23 protein-coding genes and 1 CRISPR repeat array (1 of these 24 only partly in view) are annotated in these 20,474 nt (G+C 58.5%); of the genes, 10 read left to right on the top strand and 13 right to left on the bottom strand.

Going from position 1 to position 20,474, the window contains the following annotated elements:
* Nucleotides 1-70: 70 nt before the first annotated feature.
* From G5221_RS05020 to umuD, 13 genes are all read right to left on the bottom strand, one after another.
* Nucleotides 71-1,318: an AAA family ATPase gene (locus G5221_RS05020; protein ID WP_136501379.1), complete on the bottom strand. Its 1,248-nt coding sequence runs from the start codon at nt 1,316-1,318 to the stop codon at nt 71-73.
* A gap of 88 nt (nt 1,319-1,406) precedes the next feature.
* Nucleotides 1,407-2,861 carry a DNA sulfur modification protein DndB gene (locus G5221_RS05015; protein ID WP_421262926.1) on the bottom strand — a complete coding sequence of 485 codons (1,455 nt, stop codon included), beginning with the start codon at nt 2,859-2,861 and terminating at the stop codon, nt 1,407-1,409.
* A 172-nt stretch (nt 2,862-3,033) separates the two neighbouring features.
* A complete protein-coding gene (locus G5221_RS05010) occupies nt 3,034-3,960 on the bottom strand; it encodes a DNA cytosine methyltransferase (protein WP_064341942.1) in 927 nt (308 codons plus the stop codon).
* A gap of 81 nt (nt 3,961-4,041) precedes the next feature.
* A complete protein-coding gene (locus tag G5221_RS05005; RefSeq protein ID WP_421262925.1) occupies nt 4,042-4,359 on the bottom strand; it encodes a hypothetical protein in 318 nt (105 codons plus the stop codon).
* A 1-nt stretch (nt 4,360) separates the two neighbouring features.
* Entirely contained in the window at nt 4,361-4,624 is a 264-nt protein-coding gene (locus tag G5221_RS05000) for a hypothetical protein (protein WP_136501382.1), read from the bottom strand.
* 2 nt (nt 4,625-4,626) lie between these two features.
* Nucleotides 4,627-5,160 carry a hypothetical protein gene (locus G5221_RS04995; RefSeq protein WP_421262924.1) on the bottom strand — a complete coding sequence of 178 codons (534 nt, stop codon included), beginning with the start codon at nt 5,158-5,160 and terminating at the stop codon, nt 4,627-4,629.
* 31 nt (nt 5,161-5,191) lie between these two features.
* Complete coding sequence (locus G5221_RS04990) at nt 5,192-5,515, bottom strand: type IV toxin-antitoxin system YeeU family antitoxin (protein ID WP_421262923.1); 324 nt, start codon at nt 5,513-5,515, stop codon at nt 5,192-5,194.
* Nucleotides 5,515-5,730, bottom strand: coding sequence for a hypothetical protein (locus tag G5221_RS04985; RefSeq protein WP_069554008.1), 216 nt, complete (start codon nt 5,728-5,730; stop codon nt 5,515-5,517). The genes G5221_RS04990 and G5221_RS04985 overlap by 1 nt, the downstream gene beginning before the upstream one ends.
* Entirely contained in the window at nt 5,727-6,089 is a 363-nt protein-coding gene (locus G5221_RS04980) for a hypothetical protein (RefSeq protein WP_258720301.1), read from the bottom strand. Before G5221_RS04980 ends, G5221_RS04985 begins: the two co-directional genes overlap by 4 nt.
* 78 nt (nt 6,090-6,167) lie before the next feature.
* Nucleotides 6,168-6,419 carry a hypothetical protein gene (locus G5221_RS04975; protein WP_421262922.1) on the bottom strand — a complete coding sequence of 84 codons (252 nt, stop codon included), beginning with the start codon at nt 6,417-6,419 and terminating at the stop codon, nt 6,168-6,170.
* Nucleotides 6,420-6,495: 76 nt separating this feature from the next.
* Nucleotides 6,496-6,891, bottom strand: a complete 396-nt coding sequence (locus tag G5221_RS04970; RefSeq protein ID WP_421262921.1) for a hypothetical protein — start codon at nt 6,889-6,891, stop codon at nt 6,496-6,498.
* Between the two features lie 448 nt (nt 6,892-7,339).
* A complete protein-coding gene (gene umuC, locus G5221_RS04965; RefSeq protein ID WP_421262920.1) occupies nt 7,340-8,599 on the bottom strand; it encodes a translesion error-prone DNA polymerase V subunit UmuC in 1,260 nt (419 codons plus the stop codon).
* The gene (umuD, locus tag G5221_RS04960) at nt 8,580-9,023 is read right to left on the bottom strand and encodes a translesion error-prone DNA polymerase V autoproteolytic subunit (RefSeq protein WP_025327594.1); all 444 of its coding nucleotides are present in this window, start codon (nt 9,021-9,023) and stop codon (nt 8,580-8,582) included. Before umuD ends, umuC begins: the two co-directional genes overlap by 20 nt.
* Nucleotides 9,024-9,138: 115 nt before the next feature.
* Here umuD and G5221_RS04955 point away from each other — a divergent pair, with 115 nt between their 5' ends.
* The 10 genes from G5221_RS04955 (at nt 9,139) to cas2e (ending at nt 18,853) form a co-directional block, all read left to right on the top strand.
* A complete protein-coding gene (locus G5221_RS04955; protein WP_064341176.1) occupies nt 9,139-9,330 on the top strand; it encodes a DUF3283 family protein in 192 nt (63 codons plus the stop codon).
* 100 nt (nt 9,331-9,430) lie between these two features.
* A complete protein-coding gene (locus tag G5221_RS04950) occupies nt 9,431-10,417 on the top strand; it encodes a helix-turn-helix transcriptional regulator (RefSeq protein WP_144714582.1) in 987 nt (328 codons plus the stop codon).
* Between the two features lie 54 nt (nt 10,418-10,471).
* Nucleotides 10,472-13,174, top strand: a complete 2,703-nt coding sequence (gene cas3, locus G5221_RS04945; protein WP_421262919.1) for a CRISPR-associated helicase Cas3' — start codon at nt 10,472-10,474, stop codon at nt 13,172-13,174.
* A gap of 14 nt (nt 13,175-13,188) precedes the next feature.
* Nucleotides 13,189-14,712: a type I-E CRISPR-associated protein Cse1/CasA gene (casA, locus tag G5221_RS04940; RefSeq protein ID WP_236303067.1), complete on the top strand. Its 1,524-nt coding sequence runs from the start codon at nt 13,189-13,191 to the stop codon at nt 14,710-14,712.
* Nucleotides 14,709-15,224 (top strand): type I-E CRISPR-associated protein Cse2/CasB, encoded by a 516-nt coding sequence (gene casB, locus G5221_RS04935; protein ID WP_064341172.1) that lies wholly within the window; start codon nt 14,709-14,711, stop codon nt 15,222-15,224. Before casA ends, casB begins: the two co-directional genes overlap by 4 nt.
* A gap of 19 nt (nt 15,225-15,243) precedes the next feature.
* A complete protein-coding gene (gene cas7e, locus G5221_RS04930; protein ID WP_064341171.1) occupies nt 15,244-16,380 on the top strand; it encodes a type I-E CRISPR-associated protein Cas7/Cse4/CasC in 1,137 nt (378 codons plus the stop codon).
* 1 nt (nt 16,381) lies between these two features.
* Nucleotides 16,382-17,029, top strand: a complete 648-nt coding sequence (gene cas5e / locus G5221_RS04925; RefSeq protein ID WP_064341170.1) for a type I-E CRISPR-associated protein Cas5/CasD — start codon at nt 16,382-16,384, stop codon at nt 17,027-17,029.
* Nucleotides 17,020-17,646, top strand: coding sequence for a type I-E CRISPR-associated protein Cas6/Cse3/CasE (gene cas6e / locus G5221_RS04920; RefSeq protein ID WP_421262918.1), 627 nt, complete (start codon nt 17,020-17,022; stop codon nt 17,644-17,646). The genes cas5e and cas6e overlap by 10 nt, the downstream gene beginning before the upstream one ends.
* Complete coding sequence (cas1e, locus tag G5221_RS04915; RefSeq protein WP_421262917.1) at nt 17,646-18,560, top strand: type I-E CRISPR-associated endonuclease Cas1e; 915 nt, start codon at nt 17,646-17,648, stop codon at nt 18,558-18,560. Before cas6e ends, cas1e begins: the two co-directional genes overlap by 1 nt.
* Nucleotides 18,560-18,853, top strand: coding sequence for a type I-E CRISPR-associated endoribonuclease Cas2e (gene cas2e, locus G5221_RS04910; protein WP_136501392.1), 294 nt, complete (start codon nt 18,560-18,562; stop codon nt 18,851-18,853). Before cas1e ends, cas2e begins: the two co-directional genes overlap by 1 nt.
* An 84-nt stretch (nt 18,854-18,937) precedes the next feature.
* Nucleotides 18,938-20,474: a CRISPR direct-repeat array (repeat unit 29 nt; unit sequence CTGCTCCCCGCGCACGCGGGGATGAACCG) (it continues 3,316 nt past the right edge of the window).

The raw sequence follows: 20,474 nt of genomic DNA, 5'->3' as shown, positions 1-20,474 counted from the left end.
TCCCCCCAGTCGAAGGATGACCGGCCACACGGGCAGGTTAGAAATGTCGCTTTAACCCATCACATCCTCCTTAGATGCTTAACCGTTGTGCGATGCCCGTCATCTTGACGCGCTCATGTGCAGGCATGGCATTGAAGACCACCAACTCCATGGCCTCCCATACTCCGTCCTGCGGCAACACGCCTGCATGTCGTGACATGAACATCATCCGGTTGGCCATCGTGACCAACTGACGGTACGAGATCGGAGTGAGCACCTCACGCCTGCCGAACGCTTCCCGATGCTCCTTGGCATACAGGCACAGCTTCTCGCAGATGTGGGTAGGCAGGCTGGTCTCACGCTCCAGCAAGGCCGCCTCCTTGGGCCACTCCATGTATTCAAACTCGATGAAGGTCTGGAACCGGTTGAGGAATGCGGCGGACTGCTCACGCGCCCCTCGGTACAGGCCGACATCATCACCTTGGCCACAGGTATTCGCTGCGGCCACTATCCAGCACTGCGGATGCACCGGTACACGGCGACCGTTATCACCGGTCAGCACCAGTTCATCCCCCTCCAGCACCGCCTGCATGACGTAGGCGAGGTCGGGCCGGATGAAGTCCAGTTCATCGAGCAGCACTACCCCAACGTGCGGGAGAGCACGGGGCAGCACACCCTCAATGAACCGGCTCACGGTCGTGCCGCCATCGTTGAGCAACTCGGTCTTGCCAACGAGGTCAGCACGGGTCATTTCCGAATCGAAGTTGATCCGCACCAGCGGCAAGCTGCACCGTGCGCAGATCTCCCTGATAGCCGCCGTCTTTCCGGTGCCGGTATGACCGAACAGCCATGAGCGAAAGCCCATAGCCATGGCGGTCAAGACATCGTGAAAGACGGGGGTGACTTCGTAGAAGGGATTGATCTGGGGGACGGAGTGCGGGGCTTGGTCAGCCCATTCAATGGTGGGTATCGGGACACGTAGCGTGGTATCGAACATGTCCTTGGCCAGACGGTAACGCAGCATACCCTTGCACCCGTCTATCTCCACCGCCACCCCAGCGCCCAAGTCCTCCTTGGGCTTCTGCTTCACACCGATGAACTCGAAGAACGAGTCACGGTCGCCAGCGTCTGGGGCTTTGGGCTTGCCGGTGAACATCATGCAAGCTGCCAGCGAGGCGAGATCCTGCTGGCTTATCGGTGTCTCCAGCCCGTGGGCAACCATCCAGTTGGACGCCAAATGAGCCAGCTCCTGCCACGATTTGTTGACGTGCTTGCTGGCTTCAATGATTAACGAGGCGACTGCGGCTGGTTCTTTTTTTGATTCATTTGAGGTTGTCATGCGGCTTTCCTCACATCCGTAAATGATCCGACCAATGTTGAAAACTCTTTGACCGTTTGAAAGGCAACAAAAATGACTTAGGGTATCGTCAATTACCGGACACACCCGTAACAGGCATATCAAGCAGGCTTAACACGGCGCGGGCACCATCCTTGATACTGCTGCCGTTCTTAATCATCTTGGCCCCCAACATCACGTTGCCCTGCCAACCGAACCAACCCTTGTCCCAGTCGGCTTTACGCAGGTGAGTGAGCCCGTTCAACCCCTCCTGTTCCATCAGCACCTTGGCTACCCAGACCAGCACCATCAGGCCCACGGCAGTGCCGAGCACCGAGCCTTCACGCAGCTTGGCCACGTTATCCCCTGAACCGGCTGCGGTTGTGACCGGCACCCGCTTCATGATCAACGCCCAGATCTTGAGGGCTTCAACCTTGTCCTCGGCGCTCCACGCTTCACCATCACGCTTGTTCATCAGCACGTTGTTGGCATCAATGAGCGTCTTGAACGGGTACAGGTACTCACTGCGGCCACCACAGGTGGTGCGCTCGAAGTCGATAAGCCCAGGGAACACGGCGTTGGCCACGGCCCGAGCCACTTGGCTGCCATCCTTGCGGTGGTTGTAGAGGTTGTTGATCGAGGCGTTCGGCTTGACCGCCTTGCTGTTGAGGTCAGAGAACAGCTGCTGCCGTTCGTCCAAGGTGAGGCCGGTATACAACTGGATGATTACTGACTCACCCGCAAGCGCGGCATCAGCCTCCACCTTGTTGACGATGGCACTCGCCCGATGTTGGCCATCAGCCAGCAAGATCTTGGCTCCCATGTCGATGGCGAGTGTGCCCATGTGGTCGCCGGTAAACTCGGCCTTACCCTCGACACACCCAGTCAGGGCTGGCAGGGCGTATCCTGCTTGGCCCATGTAGTCCACAAGGTCAGTCACCCGAGACTTGTTCACTTCACGTTGGGCTCGCTCGATAGCGGCAAAGCCGGTCTGGATCTGCAACAGACGGGCGAGTACCCGATAGGGCATGGTCACGGCGTAGTAAGCACGGCCACCCTGCAACCCACGCAAGGCGGGCACGTTGAATACCCACTCGTCCCCCTTGGCCTCCGCCTCCTTCGGGGCGTTCGCTTCGCTCACCCCCTCAGTCGGCTGCGTAAGTGCGCCCACTGCCTCCATAAAGCTCTTGGATTGCAGCTCGTCCAACTGACCCAGGGCGGTGTGCTTGGCTTGCCCCTTGAACACCAAGAGGTTCGCCTTGACGGTGGACAGCACGGCGTCATAGCCCTTCTGCGCCACTTCCTGCTTGAGGTGGTCGATGTCCTCGTTCAGCAGGTTCGACAGGTGCATACGCAAGCTCTGCTCGGTGGTGCGTCCTGTCACCGAGCCAAAGCAAACGTGCTCACTCGCCGTTCGGCTCCACCCCATGACATCCTTGGTGGCACCCCGACCGGTCAGTCTGACCTTGGCCTTGTTGAAGTCCTTGAGGATCTCGAACAGGTCGGTGATGTTGGCGTACAGGGTGGTTTCTACTTTTGCGTTCATAGCATTCTCCAGATGTGAAAAGGGCCAGTCCCCAAAGGAACCGGCCCCATTAAGAGGGCCGACCGGATTGGTCAGCCCAAGATTTTAAGAGACCCTTTAGGGTCTCTTTTTTGCGCGAATGAAGCGTGAGAAAGTTAATGAGAAGGAGTCAGAGAAAACCAAGGGGTATCTTTCAGACGTTCTGATGTGAAGCAGCTCTTGTGAGTGGTCTTGATTGTCGATGGGAGTGAGAAAAATACCTCACGATCTCATTCGCCACCCACACGCCCTTGTGGAACACAACGCCGTTGCCGATCATGCGATAGGCATCGCTGTCGGGTGCGTCAAAGGTGAAGAAGTCAGGCAGCCCCATCAACCTTGCGTACTCACGAACCGTGTAAGGACGCGGCTTGCGGGTCACTGGGTCTATCACCAGTCGTGTGCCCTTGTCCTTGGCATAGTGGGCTAGGCAGGTGGGTGCGATGTCACCCTTAAAGGGGTCGCTGATGATTGGCTTGTCACGGTACTGCCCGTTGAGGCGGGCATAGACCGAGGGCGGGATGACTATCTCGGGGTCACGTTCTAACAGAGACATCAGGCTTGGCACCTTGCCCTTGTCGGGGGCGTTCCATGTGAACGGGCGGCGACTGCCCATGATGATCAGCCGGTCACGGCGTTGGGGAACCATGTGCTCGGCCCGCACTGGGTTGAACGTGGTCACGTAGTAGTCCGGCAACTGGGTCATTGCTTCCATGACCACCGGAAACTTGGTCATCCCAGGTACGTTCTCGACCACGTACACCTCGGGCCGCATCAACGCAATGTGGCGGAAGAAGTGGAGGAACAAGTCGTCACCCGTGCGGGTGCCCTTGATGTCGGCAATGTTGCTGTACTTGGTACAGGGGTAGGTGCCGATGATGACATCCGCCTCACCTTGGCCAGTCACACACAGCTGGGTCACGTCCACGTTCTCAACGTGGTCGCCCAAGTTGGCAGCCTGCACCTTGCAGGCCAGCGGATCTAACTCGAACGAGCGGGCGATGGGCAGGCCACCGAAGATAAGGCCGGTGTCCATAAGGCCCGCGCCTGAGAAGTATGAGTGAACAGTTGGTTTGAACATGATGTTTCTCCGTAAAACAAAAAGCCCCTCATGTGAGGGGCGTTGGGGGTAGTGACCATATTCCCGAGGCTGGGAAAATGGTTAGTGGTTGATGACGGGGGCGCTGGCGATGGTCTCTTTGAACTTGGCCAGCCCGACCCGTTGGACAACGAGGTCTAACGCATACTGCGCCGCTTGCTTGGGGCTCACCCGCTTGTGTCGGAAGTGGTAGAGCAGCTGGTACTTGGCGCTGTTCACGTTGGTGGTGATTGCCCGCCCACTGGCATAGTGGGTAAGCGTCCCATCGTTGACGATGCAGTACAGCAGCTCGCCTTGAACGACCAGCCTTGCGGGCAGGCCGGTGACTGTCATGGGCTCACCGGTCTTGGCATTCACGCTGTTGATGGTGACTCGCTTCATGTCACACCTCGATGGTCACGGTGGCGAGGAACTTGGATGTGTCCACTTCCACGTTGGCGGGCAGCTTGGCCACGTTAAGGTGGCCGGTGCCCTTGGTCAGGTCGCTGGCAATGCGGGCCAGCATTTGGGGGAACAGCGTTGAGTTGCTGTATGCCCCGTAACGTGGGTGATAGTGGAACGCATTCATGTCGCAGTGCTGACGGCCCAGCTTGGGGATCTTCACGTACCCGTCATTCACCTTGGCGCGAAAGGTTATCTTGGCCATGGTCACACCTCCTGTTTGTCTTCGTAGTAGTGGGTGATTTGCCCTGTCTCGATGTCGATGGAGCGAAACGCGGGCGCTTGTGGGTAGGACTTGTAGAGGTCGGCCAGCTCGGCACGGAATGCCTCAACGTTCGGGGCGATAACGTGGTACGTATCCCCCTCTGCATAGGTGAACGTCTCCAGCTTCTTGGTGTTGATCCAGACGCCGAAGTACCACGCATCTTGGTCGGTGTCGTATTGCTGCCAGCCATCGGCAGATGTGAGCCGTTCATCGTAGTAGTAGCGGTCAACGTGGTGACTGCCACGGTCTATCCGGCAGCCATTCCCGTTGGTCTCAATGGGAATGCGGCCTGCCTTACGGGCCTTCTTGAGGCGGCGCAAGGTGTGTCGTGCTGTTGCCTTGGCTCTCGGGTTACGGCCACTTTCCACGTAATCCAGTATCCCCTCGGCATCGTTGGCACTGTTGTGTTCCAGCTTGTGCAGCAGGGCGGTGACTTCACGGCGGCCCAGCTTGGCGATGTCATAGAACTTACGCATGTTGTCTCTCCTTGAAACAGAAACCCCGCTGTTAGGCGGGGCGGTAGATGTCGATGTAGAGGTAGCCATAGCTACGCCTTGGGCTGGCCTCACACACCCAGCCCTTGTGTTCGAGGCGGAATACCTCGTCCATGTCGGTGCATATCTGGTATGCCTTGGCCATCTTGGTTAGCTGCTTGAGGAAGTGCGGCAACACCTTGTCGCACTCGGCCCGCCACTCTTCACTTGGCTCACCGTAGACACCGGCACGGTCGCCCAGGAAGTCCACGTTTCCCCGATGCAGGATGGCCCGAGCCCCCAGCTTGGGCAGGTTCGGGGTGCCCAGTCCCCATGTGTGTCCCTCGAAGATGCTCATCACTCTTTCCTCGCTGTCATGGTGTAGCGCCTGCCCCTTACGCACTGGGTAAAGCGCACCACGCTTGTCTTGTTGTAGTCGGCCAGTTGCTCACGGATACCCATGCACTTGGCCACCTCGTTGGCATCAATAAGGCGCTCTATCAGCGCCTCGATTGACATCACTGCGGTCTCGACAACCTTGCCCTTGAAGCGGGCGGTGACTCTGACTTTCATGTGTGGCTCCCCCAGTTCGGTTGCTCATTGGTGCCGTGGTTGAAGTAGGCACCGACGATGGTGCGTTTCCATTCACCCACGGGGTAGCCATGCTCGTTGCACTGGCGCTCCCACCACGCAAAGCCAATCTCACGGGGCAGGTTGCCCATCATGTCGTTCGGGTTCACGTAGAGGGTGGTTTTGAACATCGTTGGCACGGGCTTGATGTGCGGTGGACTGGTGCGCTTGCCGGTCTCGTCATAGTCGTACTCCCAACCACGCACTTTCAGGTTGACGTTGACGATCTCTTGCAGGCTTTCGTGTGCTCGCAGGGCTTCGGCTACTGCGGCTTGGCTGAATGAATCATTGAACTCGATCATGGTGTTCCTCCTTGAAACGAAAAAAGGCAGCCACATTAGGGCTGCCTCACGGGGGATGTGTGAGCGTTATCTCTCGCGTTATTGCTTGGCATCCTTGATGGTTGCCAGTGCCTCGCTCACGATGGATTCATTGAGCGCCACCATGTCGATGGTGATCTCGGGTTGGTCTGGACGATCCACAGGTGTCGGTTGCACTGGCTCAAGATGGCCAATCATGGATGCAGCCGTGGGCTGCGGTGGCAGCTCGGCAGCATCTGCGTTGAACGGGGCAACGATGCAGGTCAGGGCGATCATGGACAGTGCGATCATGTTGAGTGCGAAGAGGCTCATGGTGCGTACCTTTTGGTTTGGGCATAAAAAAAGCCCCCACGCTGTCGCGTGAGGGCCGGTGTATTGCGGGTGTGGATTACTTGGCTTGGGTGAGTTCGACGAACAGCATCCCAACGCTGGACAGGAAGGACTTGTCTGACGCGGCGCGTTCGCGGAGCAGGTCGAGCAGTTGCTCGTTGCTCAACGCATCCGCGTTGGCGTCAGCGGCTTTGGCCGATGCCTGCTTCGCAGCCTTGGCGGCCTTGAGGGCTTCCACAGGGTTGACCAACGAAGTTGGTTTAGCGCGTGGCTTGAGGTCTTCCAACTCCTTCAGGAGTTGGACGCTCGGAGCGCGTGGCTTGCGGCCTTCGGCCTCGGCCTTGGCGATACGGGCACGGAGCACAGCCTTGGCCTCGGTGACGGAGACCTTGCCATCTACGATGGCAGCGTGGAGTTCTTGGGCAGTCATAGCGGTAGTAGCGACGGTGTTCATAGCGACCTCCGTGGTCGAAGTAAATCCGGTCGGACTATCCGAGCCGGTCGCCCCAAGATTTAATACCCCCTTTAGGGGGTAGTCAGGCAGTTCGCTAAGTTATGGGGATCTGTATGGGGCTATTTGTGGGGTGGGGTAATATCGAAAATAGCGTTGAATCTCTTGATTTCAATAGATAAAAGCCATCATTGAGAGAGGGGGTGTTTCCTATGATAGGAAACGTATTGGTCTTTATAATCAATTGGTTAACGATGGGTTGGGCCCGATAAAAGAAAAAATAAGCCCGCGAACACAAAAAAAGGGGGGGGGAGAGGGTCGGAAAAAAGGAGGGGGGGGAGGACGACCCCGCCGCCGCGCAGTTAGAAGTCGTCACCGGGCCCCGCTTACATTCGCAGCACTTTTCCAAAACGTCCTACTACAGCCAAGTAGCAGGTTCCTTGTGCCTTGGTTACCTCGCCACCGGCAGGTCCTCCCAGCGGGTGGTGTAGCAGGGGCTCAGGTGCTCTTGTCGCATCATCCACTCAGGCGACCCCGTGCCTTGGCTGGCAAAGCCTACTCGCCCCAATCCCTTGGCTTTGATCTGGTCCATCACTGCCATCAGCGCGTCCGATTGAGCGGAGGACGGGGCAAACAGATCTGCCTGTTGCTGCCCCTTGGGGGTGAACTCACTCAGCATGACGCCCCCCTTCTGATAGCGGTAACCGTCGCGCCAAATCTGCGCTAGCAGCACGTTCACTTGCTGCAGCAGCAACCGGGTGTCATCGCTAGGGCAGACCAGCCGGACGCCAGCCTGCTCACTGTAGTAAGGCGCTCGTTCGTCAAAGGGGCTAGTTCGCACGAACAGGTGCACCCGCTGGCAACACATCCCCTCGGCCCGCAGCTTCTCGGCTGCGCGAGCCATAAAGCCTGACAACGCTTGGGCCATTTCTCCACGGTCAGTCACGCGCTCACCAAAGGAACGGCTCGAGAGGATCTGCTGCTTCGCCGTCGGTTCAACTGTCAGCTCTGCGCAAGGCAGGCCACGCAGCTCCTGTACGATCCGCTCGACCACCACGCCGTATTGGGCGCGTAACCCTTTGGCATCGCTAGCCACCAGGTCAGCCACGGTGTTGATGCCTTGTGCCACCAACTTGGCTCCCAAGCGCCGTCCTATGCCCCACACCTCGTCCACCGGGGTGATAGCCATCAGCCGGGCACGGCGCAGCTCGTCACGCAAGTCCACTACGCCGCCAGTGGCAGGCCACTTCTTGGCTGCATAGTTGGCCAGCTTGGCGAGGGTCTTGGTGGGGCCGATCCCAACCCCTACCGTTAGGCCGGTCCACTGCCACACTCGCTGCCGGATCTGTTGTCCATAGGCTGTCAGGTCACCGGCAAACGCCTCCGACAGTGACAGGAATGCTTCATCAATGGAGTAGACCTCAAGCTCAGGGGACATGGTCTCCAACGTGCTCATCACCCTGCCAGACATGTCTCCATAGAGCGCGTAGTTGGAGCTGAATGCCACCCCGCCATGCGCCTCGAACTGATCGCGGATCTTGAAGTAGGGCCCGGCCATCTTGATACCCATCGCCTTGGCCTCGGGGCTGCGCGACACCACGCATCCATCGTTGTTGGAGAGCACCACGATTGGGCGGCCACGCAGCTCAGGGCGAAACAGCCGCTCACAGCTGGCGTAGAAGTTGTTTACATCAACGAGCGCTATAGCCATCACGCTGCCTCAGATTGCCAATCACATGGGTGACCACTCCGAACAACTCCAGGGAGAGGCTCATACAAGGGTCGATAGGCGCGAACGCCGGATTGGCTGGCAACAGCCGCAACCTCGGCTTGAGCTGCAAGGTCTTTACCGTGAAGCCGCCATCGAGTAGTGCAATCACCACATCACCATGGCGCGGGGTGAGGCTCTTATCGACCACCAGCAAGTCACCGGGAAAGATGCCGACCCCGGTCATGCTCTCCCCCTCGGCACGCAGATAGAAGGTGGCTGCAGGGTGCGCCACGCAGTGGGTATTGAGGTCTAACTTCCCTTCCAGATAGTCGCTGGCTGGGCTGGGAAAGCCGCAAGAGGCGCGGTGCAAGAACAGCGGGATGGTCACCTCGGCGGGTGATGGGTCTGGGGTTAACAGCTTCATGGTAAAATACCTGTATTTATATACAGGCATTATAGCGCACCACCTTTGAACCAGCGCAAGTCCCGCATGCCAGTGATGGCGTACCATGGCGCCAACAAATAACAAAGAGGTCAGTATGAGTCACAATCTGTGTGCCCTACCGAAAGAGCAGCAAGAACGGGTCGAGGTCGAGAAGGCAGCCGCATATGCGGTATGGAAGGAGCGCAACGGTCACTTGGCCAGCGCAGAAAGCGAAGCGAACCAACATCAAGGTGAACTGGGTCGCTACTTCCTCGAACAAGTAGCGAAATACAAGAAACTAAGATAACGCTCGGTCTTTAAAGGTCGCGTATATGTGAGACTCGATAGGGTTTTTCCATTCCTTAAGTGGTAGCCTAGTCGTTATTAACCAATAACTTAACAGAAGAATGGAACAACTTAACCGAGCCCTTGCCTTACACCAGTTACTATTGGACTTCCGTTACCCTGTTCCACGCTCCGTCATACTCGAACGACTTGCGTGCTCAGCCAGCACTTTCAAACGGCTGCTGGAATTGCTGCGAGACCGTTATCAGGCGCCAATAATCTGGGACCCGACCGCTCGTGGTTATCGTTACGATACCGATGATGGTCGATTTACCTTGCCGGGCGTCTGGCTTACCGAATCGGAAGCCTTTGCGCTCTTGATGGCCAATCGCCTGCTGCAAGATGTGCAACCGGGTCTGCAGCAGCAGGGGGTGGCTCAGTTGCAGGCACGTATCGGAGATTTGCTGGGTCCCCAGTGGCAGAATGAAGCTGATCGCCTGCGTGTGGAAAGCATCGGGCGCCAATACGTGCCCCCAGAGCTATTCCTACCTCTGGTACAAGCGCTGTTTTCCAGGCGTCAACTCCACTTTCTCTATCATCCCACACAACATCAGTCCGAAGAGCGTCAAGTATCGCCACAGCGTCTCTGCTGGTATCGGGACAACTGGTATCTGCTTGCCTGGTGCCATGGACGAGAGGCCTTGCGCCTCTTTGCCTTGAGTCGAATAGTCGAACCCAAAGCGCTGGATGAAGCCGCCTGCGAATGTGGGACACCAGAGCTGGATGCACTCTTTGCAAATGGCTATGGCATCTTCGCCGGAGCTGATTTGCAACAGGCCGAACTGCGCTTTGACCCATCTGCTACCCCTTGGGTCAGAGATGTGCAGTGGCACCGGGAGCAGCTCCAGACCATAGAGCCAAGCGGTCATATTCGTCTCACTTTCCCCTATGCCGATCAACGCGAACTGGTACGCGACCTGATGCGCTTTAGTGGCGAGGTTGAGGTGCTTGCGCCACTTGAACTACGTCAGAGTGTGATAGCGGCCATGGAAGCCGGATTAAAAAAACACGAGGCAGTGGCACCACTGGCTCAGCCGGTGAGCCAGTGAGAGGGGAATAATGACAGTCGAGAGTCACACTTGAGTGCCGGAGGCGACCCCGCAATGGATGGAGTAAATGAGCCTGTTCTGTTTTCAAACCTAGACCCACAGGCTGCGGTTCTCTGGGCCAAGAGTGGCGAGGATCAAGGCCACCCTTTGCTGGCTCACATGCTAGATGTCGCGGCGGTAGCAGAAGCTATCCTCGAGCTTGAACCCGCCACTACCCATCAACACCTGGCCAGTCAATTTGGTATGTCGGTTGAGGGGGCTCCCCGTTGGCTGGCGACGCTTTCTGGTTTGCATGATGTGGGCAAGGCCATCCCGGGATTCCAAGCAAAATGGGAGCAAGGGCAGACACTTGCCAAGGCTCAAGGACTGACCTTTGCCAGTACATCGCTGCGCAGTAATCGCCATGACTGTGCCTCGACCGCCATTTTGAAGAAATGGCTACCGGTACACACAGGTGCCGAGACCCCTTGGTGCCTGAATGTGGCTGAGGCGGTTGGAGCTCATCACGGTTACCCGTTGACCACAAAGGAGGTTGGGGATGGCTTGCCGCTGCGTGAAGATAAGGCATGGCAGCAAGCCCGGCAGGCATTGCTCGATACCTACTGGAAGGTGCTGACCCCATCAGGAGTGATTACCGCTGACGAACTGGCGCTACCTGCCATCAATTGGCTGGCAGGGCTGACTTCTATTTCCGACTGGATCGGCTCTAACCCCGAGTGGTTTCCCCTCGGTATTCGTCACGACGATCTCAGGCAACACTACCTCCATGCCAAAAGACTGGCTCATAAGGCGCTGACGGCGATCGGCTGGCGTTCCTTTTCACCTTTGCTCGCAGAACCCGTCCCACTTGATAGGCAACTTGGCCAAATGTTGGCTGCCGATAAGCCTGTCATACCACGAGCCCTGCAGAGCCAGGGTATAGAGCTGTTACAAGCGAGCCAAGGGCCCGCTTTGCTGCTGGTGGAGGCCCCCATGGGGGAGGGCAAGACAGAGCTCGCCTTTATGGCGCATCTGCACTTGCAGCGTACGAATGGCCATCGCGGCTTCTATCTGGCCTTGCCAACCCAGGCCACCGGCAATGCACTGTTTGCCCGTGCTCGCCAGTTTATGGATGCTTTTGCACACGGTTCGGCGCCCGATCTGCAACTGATCCACGGTGGCGCCGCTCGTCACGAGATGATGGCAGCGCTCAAGGACGTGTGGGGTGAAGATGGCAAGCAGAGTGAGGGAGTAGAAGCCGCCCGCTGGTTCTCCCGTCGCAAGCGACCGCTGATCGCTCCCTATGGAGTGGGCACCATCGATCAGGCGCTCTTCTCTGTGCTGAATGTCAAACATCACTTCGTGCGGCTCTGGGGGCTGGCCAATCGAGTGGTGGTGCTCGATGAAGTTCATGCCTACGACACCTATACCGAAGGGCTGATTGAAGCGCTGCTGCGCTGGCTAAAAGGCCTGGGCTGCTCAGTTATCCTGATGAGTGCCACCCTGCCAACCAAGCGTCGTGATGGTTTGCTCAAGGCATGGCGGGTTGACCCTGCAGTGCTGCCAGAGCTTGCCTATCCGCGGTTGGTGCTTGCCGATGACAGGGGCCTCGACTGGGATGACCAGATAGAAAGCCGAATGATGGAGCCCGTCCGGTTGGCCGGATGCGGTACTACACCCGAGGAGTTGCTCTGCGTAGCACTTGAGGCCCTGACCCACGGCGGTTGCGGCGCCATCATCGTCAATACGGTCGAGCGGGCGCAGCAGCTCTATAGCCTGCTCAAGGCCAAGGCGCCGGAAGATCTCACCCTGCAGATTTTTCATGCCCGTTTCCCGTCCGATGAACGGGCACAGCGAGAAGCTGCCGTGCTCTCCACCTTTGGAAAAGAGGGGAAGCGTCCGGCCCGGGCCCTGTTGGTGGCAACCCAAGTTGTCGAGCAATCTTTGGACATTGATTTTGACTTTTTAATCAGCGATCTCGCCCCGGTCGATCTGCTATTGCAGCGGGTGGGGCGCTTGCATCGCCATCAGCGCCCAGCCCGCCCCGAGCCTCATCGTCAGCCGGTGTTGACAGTAGCCGGACTCTTACCCGGTGAATTACCCGATTTGGCGACCACCCGTTGGCGCTTTGTCTACGATCCCTACCTGCTCGCCATGACCTGGGTGCGGCTCCTCGGCGAAACCAGCTTGCAACTGCCCCAGGATATCGATCGGCTGGTTCAGGCCGTCTATGGCGATGGGGAGTTGCCCGATTCGGTGAGTGAGGCGCTACGCCAATATATCGAGGAATACAGCTACGCCACTTATCTGGCTGCAGAGCAACACCAGCGGCAGCTGGCCCGCAATATTGTTATCAGGGCCGATGCAGATCCGGGTACTGCCTATTCGAACAAGCCCAGAGGTTACGAAGAGGGGGAGGGCGAGGACAAAGGCTTAATTAACTGCACCCGGCTGGGCAAACCCAGCGTCACCGTGATCCCGCTCTTTGTCTCTGACAAGGGGGTGGCCTTGACGCCTGATGCTGAGCCCTTCGCGCTCGATGCACCGCTTTCAACTGAACTGGCCTGCCAACTCTGCGCCCGCCAGCTCAACCTCTCCAATCAAGCCCTGGTTAAGGCCATCAAGCAGCAACCCGACGTGCAAGCCTTTGCTCAGAGCCCGCTGCTTCGCTACAGCTACCCGCTGTTGCTCGATAGCGACGGCAGGGCGCAACTGGATGGCAGGCTAGTGGTTTGGCTCGATGGGGAGTTGGGGCTTATCTACCGGAACAGGGAATAACCAAAGGAGTGACAATGACAATGCGTTTTAATCTGCTCGACGAGCCTTGGCTGCCGGTCAGGATGCTAAGCGGAGAGGTCAGGGAGCTGGGCCTGCTAGCCCTCTTTGAGCAGGCGCCGCAGATAGTGGCCCTGGCAGAGACGGCGCCCCCCTCCTTAATGGCCCAATATCGCCTGCTGCTTGCCATTACCCACAGAGCCCTGAACGCACAGACGCCTAACTGGGGTCAACGGGACCTGCGCCACTGGTTTAGCCATGGGCTGCCCACCGAGACCATCACCGCCTACTTGGAAAAGTGGCGCGATCGTTTCTGGCTGTTTCACCCCGTGCATCCCTTTATGCAGGTGGCGGCGCTGGCCACGGCGGGCGAGACCTGCGAGAAGTTCAAACCCTGGGCACAGATTGATCTGGCCTGCGTCAGCGGCAATGCGCCTGTGGTGTTTAACCACTCGGTGGACACCGCGCCTGACGCCATCTCACCGGCTCACGCCATTCGAACCCTGCTCGGTTTTTTACAGTGCACACCGGGTGGTCTGGTCAAGGTGTTTCGTGATGCCGACAAGGCTGGCCCGCTGGCTAATACGGCGGCCGCATTGCCACTGGGTGAGTCCCTAACGCAGACCCTTATCCTGAGCCTGCATCCCGCCTCGCCTGACCATGAAGACTTGCCGAGCTGGGAGCGACCCGCGCTCACTGTTACCAATCTGAAATCGCCTCCTCTACTTGCCACTGGCCCCAACGATCGCTTCACCCGCCAGACCCGCGCCGTGCTGTTTCAACGAGAGGAGGATGGTGCTATCCGCTGGTTACGCTTTGCCGCCGGGCAGGGATTGGACGAAGATCCTCACGCTCCTGATCCCATGGCTAACTTTCGGGAGGGCAGCAATGGGCTCGTGCGCCTCACCTTTAGTGAAGGGCGAGCACTCTGGCGTGATCTGCCTGCCCTGCTGCCCGATGGGGGCTCGCGCCCGGCAGCCATCATTGAGAATGCCACCCGCTTAAACGAATCGCTGGGTAAAGTGCATCTTCGTCTGTTGGTAGCAGGTCTTGCCAGCGATCAGGCCAAGTTGCTGCGTTGGCGAGTCGAGCAACTAGAGTTGCCGCAGGCTCTGCTGGATCAACCCGAGGTGACCCGAGCGGCCCGCCTGATGCTGGAGATGGCCGAGACTCTGTTTGCGTCGTTTAAAGGAGCCGCAGTGCAGCTGATTGCGGATACCCTGCCAGACAGTCAGCAGAAAGATACCCGCAGCCGGGCTCGCACCCTGTTTGATGCTGGCCCCGCTACACCGCTCTTCTTTGCCCGCGCCGAGCGCGCCCTGATGGCAACCCTAGCTCTTATCGAACAAGACCCCGATGCCGCGGAGAGGCAATGGCAGCAAGTGCTGAAAGAGGCCGCTATTGCTGCTTGGGAAGCACAACTGACCTGCTTGGGAGGAGGAGCCAGCGTGTGGCGTGCCAATGCCAAGGTTCAGTCTCGCTTGTGGTTTGCCATTCGGGAGCAACTGACAGCCCTTAACGAAACAGGAGAAGTTCAATGAGTGATCAGCCCTTTGTTGATTATCTGCAGCGACTCGCACAGAGCAACCGTGGGGCGTTGGCCGAACTGCGCCGCAGTCTCACCTTTGCCCCTGGCACGGCGCCGCGCGTCTTTCCCTACGTTGAGCCCTTTATCGCAGCAGACGAGCATCCTGATTCTGCCCGTCGTCAGTCGCACTACCTGGTGGCGGGGCTGTTTGCACTTCATCCAGAGCATTGCGAGGCGACCTTGGCCAAGGCGATGGGGGCTCTCTATCGCAAGCAAGAACAAAGCCCATCCATAGAGGGGCGTTTTATCGCGCTGCTTGAGTGTGATGGCGAGACCTTGGCCGAGCCGTTACGCCACTGTGTCACCTTGTTGAGATCCCATGGTATGGCCATTGATTATCAGCGGCTGCTTTGGGATCTCACCGACTGGCTTAACCCGGCCTACCCCGATCGACTCGATCAATTGCGTCGCCGGTGGGCCACTGATTTCTACCGTGTAGCAGCCCACATCGCTTCAAACGACTAAATCTTCAAGGAGAGAAACTATGACCCTGTTTGTTGAACTGCATCTGATCCAGAACTTCGCCCCTTCCAATTTGAACCGTGATGATACCGGAGCACCCAAGGATGCAATCTTTGGTGGCCAACGCCGTGCCCGGGTCAGTAGTCAGTGTTTCAAGCGCGCCATTCGTCTTTATAGCCGTGACCAGCAGCTTATCCCTACCGAGTATCGTGCTCTTCGCACCAAGAAACTGCAGGCGTTGTTGCTGGAAAGACTGGCTGATCGAGATCAGGAGGAAGCGAGCGGTAAGATTGAGGCCGCCTTGGCGGCTGCAGGGCTCAAGCTCAAGGATGATGGCAAGACCGAGTATCTGCTGTTTTTGGGCGAACGCGAGATTGCCGGTTTTGCCGCTCTGATAGAAGAACACTGGGATGCACTTATCATTCCGGCGGCGGGTGAGAAAAAGGGGAAAAAAGAGAGCAAGGCAGCCATTCCAGCTGAGTTGGCCAAGCAGGCCAAGGCGCTACTCGATGGTGGCAAGGCGGTGGATGTTGCCCTCTTTGGCCGAATGCTGGCCGACTTGCCTCAGGTGAATCAGGATGCTGCCTGTCAGGTAGCCCATGCCATAAGCACTCACAGGGTCGAGCGCGACTTTGACTACTTTACTGCTGTCGATGACGTGGGTGGCCCTGACGAAACCGGTGCAGGCATGATTGGCCAGGTCGAGTTCAACTCCGCTACCTTCTACCGCTATGCCGCGCTTGATGTGAGCAAGTTGTTGCAGAACCTGCAAGATGACAAGGAGCTGACAGCATCGGCCATTGAGTCTTTGATCCAGTCGATGGTCCGAGCCATACCGACTGGCAAACAAAACAGCTTCGCTGCCCACAACCTGCCTGAGTTTATCGGGGTTAGCCTGCGTAAAAGCCCTCTCAATCTGGCCAATGCCTTCGAGCGTCCGATCCAGCCGCGCCACGACAAGAGCCTCACCGAACAGTCTGTGGCGGCGCTTGGTGAGTACGAGAGCAAGCTGGCCCCCGTCTACGGAGATGCAACCGATCGCTGGGCCCATATCGATCTCACTGGCAAGTGGCAGCTCGAGAACAGTCAGGCCCGCAGCTCGGTAAGCGACTTGGCTGCTTGGGTACGCGATGTCGTCGAGACCCAGTGGGGAGAGTAACATGCCGACACTGCTACTGCGGCTGCAAGGGCCTATGCAATCCTGGGGGACTACTAGCCGCTTTGATGAACGCGACACCCAGCTGGAGCCTTCCAAATCGGGAGTGCTCGGGCTAATCTGCGCCGCCCTGGGGCGGGATCGAAGCGAGTCTGTCGATGATCTTGCGGCCCTTCAGATGGGGGTGAGGGTGGATAGGGAAGGGGTTGTGTTGCGCGATTATCAGACGGCCACCGGTATCGTTAACGCGGCTGGCAAGGTCGATATGAAGCGCACCGTGGTCAGCCCACGCTACTACTTGAGCGATGCCGCTTTTCTGGTTGGTTTTGAAGGAGAACGAGCTCTGCTCGATCAAATCCATCAGGCACTGAAAACGCCCCATTGGCCTCTTAGCTTGGGCCGCAAGGGGTGTTTGCCGTCACCGCCAGTGTATCTGCCTGATGGTGTGCGAGATAGCGCTTTGCTGGAAGCTCTGCGCGACTATCCCGAGTTGATCAAGGGGGCTGGTCTGCAAGTGCGTCGCTTGTTGTTGGAGGCGACAGAAGGGACGGTTCGCCTCGATCAACCGATAGCCCCTTTTGCAGATCGCCGCTTTGGCCCCCGTTTTGTGCTCACTGAGCAACTGGAGCCTGAGGAGGTGTCATGTCCCTGAATCAATTGCATCTGAGTCGATTGATCTTGAACCCAAGAAGCAAGGAGGCACGTCGTGACCTGGCCAATCCCTACGAGCTTCATCGTACCTTGGCCAGGGCTTTTGCTCCCGACGAAGAGACCGCGCCTGCACGCTTCTTGTGGCGTCTCGAGTCAACAGCCAATTGGCAACAGCCTCAACTGCTGGTGCAATCTCAAACCGAAGGGAACTGGGGGCCGTTACGCGATCTGCCTTACTACCTGCAAGGGGAAGTTCAAGAGAAGCGCTTTGCCCCCGAGCAATGGCTTGAACAAGGTCGTTCCTATCGCTTTCGCCTGCAGGCTAATCCGACGGTAACCCGTGATGGCAAACGCAGGGGGCTGTGTAGCGAGGAAGAGCAGTTGGCTTGGCTTGCTCGGCAAGGAGAGCGTCACGGTTTTAGTCTTGTCCATGCACTGGTCAGTAGCTCTGTGATGCAGCATGGGCGGAAGGGAACAAGCCGTCTTAGTGTCTTGACTGCGACCTTCGAGGGTTACTTGCAGGTTGTCGAGCCTGATGTCTTGCGAGCCGCCCTGTGTGCCGGTATCGGCCCAGCCAAGTCGCTGGGTTGCGGCTTGCTTTCTTTGGGGAAAGCCTGATGCTCCCCCCTCTAAAGCCACTCCCAATCAAGGATCGTCGGGCCATGCTGTTTCTTAAATATGGCCAGCTCGATGTGATCGACGGCGCCTTTGTGCTGGTGGACAAAGAGGGGGTACGCACTCACATACCCATTGGTACTGTCGCCTGTCTGATGCTAGAGCCCGGCACTCGGGTCTCTCACGCAGCCGTCAAGCTGGCAGCAATGGCTGGTACTCTGCTGGTTTGGGTAGGGGAGGCCGGGGTGAGGCTCTATGCTGCAGGTCAACCGGGAGGTGCCCGATCCGACCGGCTACTCTTTCAGGCCAAACTTGCACTGGATGAAGATCTGCGTCTCAAAGTAGTACGCAAGATGTTTGAGCTGCGCTTTGGCGAGCCACCGCCCAGCCGTCGTTCAGTAGATCAGTTGCGTGGGTTCGAAGGGGCCAGGGTGCGTGAGACCTACAAACTGTTGGCTGCTCGATATGGGGTTAAGTGGCAGGGGAGACGCTATGATCCCAAGGATTGGGAGAAGGGCGACCTGCCCAATCAATGTATTAGCGCCGCCACATCCTGCCTCTATGGCATCACTGAGGCGGCCATCCTGGCTGCCGGGTATGCCCCCGCCATCGGCTTTATCCATAGTGGCAAGCCGCTCTCGTTTGTCTACGACATAGCCGACATCATCAAATTTGAAACCGTGGTGCCCCAGGCGTTTGAGATCGCAGCTAGGGGCGATGCCAACCCTGATCGCGCAGTACGCTTGGCTTGTCGCGACAGTTTTAACAAACTGCGCACCTTGGAAAAGCTGATCCCGCTAATTGAAGAGGTGCTTGCTGCAGGGGGGATCACCCCGCCTGAGCCTCCCAAGGATGCTCAGCCGCCCGCCATTCCCGAACCGATCGGCATGGGGGACGCCGGTCACAGGAGTCAGTGATGAGCATGTTGGTCGTCGTGACCGAAGATGTGCCCCCACGTTTGCGTGGTCGGCTGGCTATCTGGTTGCTGGAGGTCCGTGCAGGTGTGTATGTGGGAGATGTCTCGCGCCGTGCACGAGAGATGATCTGGCAGCAGTGTGAGGCATTGGTTGAGCAGGGCAATATCGTGATGGCATGGTCTGCTAACAACGACTCAGGGTTTGACTTTCAAACCTTGGGAGCAAATAGAAGGATGCCGGTGGACTTGGATGGCTGCCGGTTAGTCTCATTTCTACCCTTTGAAAATCAATAGGTTATCGTTCATTAACAATCTGGATTAGTTGGTGGCTTTTTTATGGTTTGAAAAAGCCATTTAAATCAATAACATCCATTAAGTCTGCTCCCCGCGCACGCGGGGATGAACCGAGACATGGGAGCCATTCACAGAGGCGTTATTGCTGCTCCCCGCGCACGCGGGGATGAACCGTTTGGCAATATCTTTTGCATTTTTAAGTTCCACTGCTCCCCGCGCACGCGGGGATGAACCGCCTGTTGCAGGCCCATGATATCGAGGCCGGAACTGCTCCCCGCGCACGCGGGGATGAACCGGCCCACGACATCTTCACCTTTCCGCTCGCCCACTGCTCCCCGCGCACGCGGGGATGAACCGTTGGACAGCCAAGTGTAATCGGTCTGGCCGCTCTGCTCCCCGCGCACGCGGGGATGAACCGCGGCCGGTCTGTTTGGCGCAGCCCCCGCTGCCCTGCTCCCCGCGCACGCGGGGATGAACCGCGAGTGTTGCGCTTACCACGTACCCTATCGAACTGCTCCCCGCGCACGCGGGGATGAACCGTTAATGGTTTCGGCCAACAGCAGGGGCAAGAACTGCTCCCCGCGCACGCGGGGATGAACCGAACCGCTCATGTGCGTGGATGTATTCGACGATCTGCTCCCCGCGCACGCGGGGATGAACCGCTGTCCGATAACTTCACTGTGTCGATCTGCGACTGCTCCCCGCGCACGCGGGGATGAACCGCCATCCCCAGCACGGCGTCCCAGACGCGCACACTGCTCCCCGCGCACGCGGGGATGAACCGAAAAAGGTATCACCATGGCGAAGGCCCAAGAACTGCTCCCCGCGCACGCGGGGATGAACCGATGCCATCTTAGAGTCCGGCCGCTACGTCGCCCTGCTCCCCGCGCACGCGGGGATGAACCGGTACTCACCACAACGCGCTCGACGACGCGATCCTGCTCCCCGCGCACGCGGGGATGAACCGCCGTGCATGGTGATGCCGGAAGAGTTCCCGGACCTGCTCCCCGCGCACGCGGGGATGAACCGTCGGCGGCCACGTTCTCGGCGTGCCTCACGCTCTGCTCCCCGCGCACGCGGGGATGAACCGCACCTGCACAGAACGCCACGCAGACCAACCAGCTGCTCCCCGCGCACGCGGGGATGAACCGGTGAACGAGCTGCTGGACGAGCTGCCGGACGACTGCTCCCCGCGCACGCGGGGATGAACCGACCCAGACCCGCCGCGTGATGAAGGTGCAGCCCTGCTCCCCGCGCACGCGGGGATGAACCGGTGGTGCTTCATGGCGCGCAGTTCGACGCGGCCTGCTCCCCGCGCACGCGGGGATGAACCGCGTCTACGGTATCGCCTGCGGCAACTGCTTTTCTGCTCCCCGCGCACGCGGGGATGAACCGGGGTCAACAACAGCCGGATGATCTCCTATATCCTGCTCCCCGCGCACGCGGGGATGAACCGCGCTCGGCGACCACGTTGCGGAGATTGCATTGCTGCTCCCCGCGCACGCGGGGATGAACCGCTCCCTCATCTGAGGGCCTTCGACAATACAGTCTGCTCCCCGCGCACGCGGGGATGAACCGGAGCAGATATGAGCTTCACAATACCCGTATGGCTGCTCCCCGC

The organism is Aeromonas sp. 602200 (genome assembly GCF_049173895.1).
In the GTDB taxonomy this organism is placed as follows: domain Bacteria; phylum Pseudomonadota; class Gammaproteobacteria; order Enterobacterales; family Aeromonadaceae; genus Aeromonas; species Aeromonas veronii_A.
This window is presented reverse-complemented; position numbering and strand designations above follow the sequence as displayed.

Excerpts from the sequence above, each read along its gene's own strand:
- G5221_RS04975 (WP_421262922.1), bottom strand. The coding sequence starts at position 6,419 with ATGAGCCTCTTCGCACTCAACATGATCGCACTGTCCATGATCGCCCTG.
- G5221_RS04980 (WP_258720301.1), bottom strand. The coding sequence starts at position 6,089 with ATGATCGAGTTCAATGATTCATTCAGCCAAGCCGCAGTAGCCGAAGCC.
- G5221_RS04995 (WP_421262924.1), bottom strand. The coding sequence starts at position 5,160 with ATGCGTAAGTTCTATGACATCGCCAAGCTGGGCCGCCGTGAAGTCACC.
- umuC (WP_421262920.1), bottom strand. The coding sequence starts at position 8,599 with ATGGCTATAGCGCTCGTTGATGTAAACAACTTCTACGCCAGCTGTGAG.
- G5221_RS04950 (WP_144714582.1), top strand. The coding sequence starts at position 9,431 with ATGGAACAACTTAACCGAGCCCTTGCCTTACACCAGTTACTATTGGAC.
- G5221_RS04990 (WP_421262923.1), bottom strand. The coding sequence starts at position 5,515 with ATGAGCATCTTCGAGGGACACACATGGGGACTGGGCACCCCGAACCTG.
- cas3 (WP_421262919.1), top strand. The coding sequence starts at position 10,472 with ATGGATGGAGTAAATGAGCCTGTTCTGTTTTCAAACCTAGACCCACAG.
- G5221_RS04955 (WP_064341176.1), top strand. The coding sequence starts at position 9,139 with ATGAGTCACAATCTGTGTGCCCTACCGAAAGAGCAGCAAGAACGGGTC.
- casA (WP_236303067.1), top strand. The coding sequence starts at position 13,189 with ATGACAATGCGTTTTAATCTGCTCGACGAGCCTTGGCTGCCGGTCAGG.
- G5221_RS04985 (WP_069554008.1), bottom strand. The coding sequence starts at position 5,730 with ATGAAAGTCAGAGTCACCGCCCGCTTCAAGGGCAAGGTTGTCGAGACC.
- cas5e (WP_064341170.1), top strand. The coding sequence starts at position 16,382 with ATGCCGACACTGCTACTGCGGCTGCAAGGGCCTATGCAATCCTGGGGG.
- G5221_RS05000 (WP_136501382.1), bottom strand. The coding sequence starts at position 4,624 with ATGGCCAAGATAACCTTTCGCGCCAAGGTGAATGACGGGTACGTGAAG.
- cas1e (WP_421262917.1), top strand. The coding sequence starts at position 17,646 with ATGCTCCCCCCTCTAAAGCCACTCCCAATCAAGGATCGTCGGGCCATG.
- umuD (WP_025327594.1), bottom strand. The coding sequence starts at position 9,023 with ATGAAGCTGTTAACCCCAGACCCATCACCCGCCGAGGTGACCATCCCG.
- G5221_RS05015 (WP_421262926.1), bottom strand. The coding sequence starts at position 2,861 with ATGAACGCAAAAGTAGAAACCACCCTGTACGCCAACATCACCGACCTG.
- G5221_RS05005 (WP_421262925.1), bottom strand. The coding sequence starts at position 4,359 with ATGAAGCGAGTCACCATCAACAGCGTGAATGCCAAGACCGGTGAGCCC.
- cas7e (WP_064341171.1), top strand. The coding sequence starts at position 15,244 with ATGACCCTGTTTGTTGAACTGCATCTGATCCAGAACTTCGCCCCTTCC.
- casB (WP_064341172.1), top strand. The coding sequence starts at position 14,709 with ATGAGTGATCAGCCCTTTGTTGATTATCTGCAGCGACTCGCACAGAGC.
- cas2e (WP_136501392.1), top strand. The coding sequence starts at position 18,560 with ATGAGCATGTTGGTCGTCGTGACCGAAGATGTGCCCCCACGTTTGCGT.
- G5221_RS05020 (WP_136501379.1), bottom strand. The coding sequence starts at position 1,318 with ATGACAACCTCAAATGAATCAAAAAAAGAACCAGCCGCAGTCGCCTCG.
- G5221_RS05010 (WP_064341942.1), bottom strand. The coding sequence starts at position 3,960 with ATGTTCAAACCAACTGTTCACTCATACTTCTCAGGCGCGGGCCTTATG.
- G5221_RS04970 (WP_421262921.1), bottom strand. The coding sequence starts at position 6,891 with ATGAACACCGTCGCTACTACCGCTATGACTGCCCAAGAACTCCACGCT.
- cas6e (WP_421262918.1), top strand. The coding sequence starts at position 17,020 with ATGTCCCTGAATCAATTGCATCTGAGTCGATTGATCTTGAACCCAAGA.